The 1289-nt window shown below is 72.5% G+C and carries 1 protein-coding gene; it reads right to left on the bottom strand.

What is annotated here, in order from left to right; all coding sequences use genetic code 11:
* On the bottom strand, positions 1-1289 hold a 1289-nt coding region (locus E1292_RS50410), incomplete at both ends, for a S8 family peptidase (RefSeq protein ID WP_165975190.1).

Here is a 1289-nt window from a genome sequence, read left to right as displayed (position 1 = left end):
GGGCCACCGGGGTCTGCGAGATCGGCGGCTGCGGCGCCGCCCCGGCGAGTGCCGCCGCCAGGTCGAGGCGCGGCGTGGTGACCTGGGTGCCGTTGGCCTCGTACACGTACGGCCTGCCGGTCGTCTTCAGCTTGTCGATCAGGTCGGCCATCGGGGTCGCCGGGGAGGCCGCCTTCATCAGCGCCAGCGCGCCGGCCACGTGCGGGGTCGCCATGGAGGTGCCGCTGTAGACGGTGGTCGCGTTGTCCGGCACCGACGACTCGATGTCAACGCCGGGCGCGAACAGGTCCAGCAGGGCGCCGCGGTTGGAGAAGTCCGCGATGGCGTCGCCGCCGTCGTTCGCGCCCACGGCCACGGCGCTGGAGATGCAGGCCGGGTACGAAGCCCCTTCGAAGAACTCGTTGCCCGCGGCCACCACGGTCGCGATGCCCTTGGCCAGCAGCGCGTCGATCTTCGGCTTGAAGACCGACCCTTCCTCGGACGTGTCGCACGCGCCTTCGTACAACATCCCGCCCAGGCTCAGGTTGACCGCCGCGACCGGCTCGCTCAGCCCGGCCACGTAGTCCATGGCCTGCAGCAGCGACGACTCGTAGGCCAGCAGGCACGACGGCTCACCGCAGAGGTTCTTGTCGTTGACCCGGCTGAACACCTGCACCGCCACGATGTTCGCCCCGGGCGCCACGCCGCCGGTGCCGGCCGCGATGCCCGCCACATGAGAGCCGTGGTCGCACAGGTTCACCCCGCCGGACAGGCACTTCGCCGTGGTCGCGTCCGCCGCGCCGGGCCCTGACTGCTGCGTCTGGCCGTTGGGGCAGAGCGTCTCGACGCCGGGCTCCACAGCGGAGAAGCAGGCCTCGGCCACGACCCGGCCGTTGTACCACGGGTGGTCGGGGTCGATGCCGGTGTCGAGCACCGCCACCGCCTGGCCGGCGCCGGTGTGGCCCTTCGCGTGCGCCTGGTCGGCGCCGATCAGCGTGAGGTTGGAGCCGACCTGCGTGGGCGTGTACGTCCTGTCACGACGGATGGAGGCGACCCGCGGGTCCTCGGCCAGCTTGGCCAGCTCCTCCGCGGTGCCCTCCACGACCATGAACGTCTGGCTCTGCGGCTGCAGCACCACGTTCACGCTCTCGGCGGCGGCCCGGGCCGCCACGGGAGCGTTCTCGGCGGGAGCGGTCAGCTCGACGATGGCCCGCGCCGTGCCGCCGTCGACCCCCAAGCCCTCCTCGACCTTGTCCTCGGGCGAGGTCGGGGTCGGGGTGGGAGCCGGGGACTCGGGCGGAGGCTCGGAT

Source organism: Nonomuraea deserti, from assembly GCF_004348685.1.
Lineage (GTDB): Bacteria > Actinomycetota > Actinomycetes > Streptosporangiales > Streptosporangiaceae > Nonomuraea > Nonomuraea deserti.
This window is presented reverse-complemented; position numbering and strand designations above follow the sequence as displayed.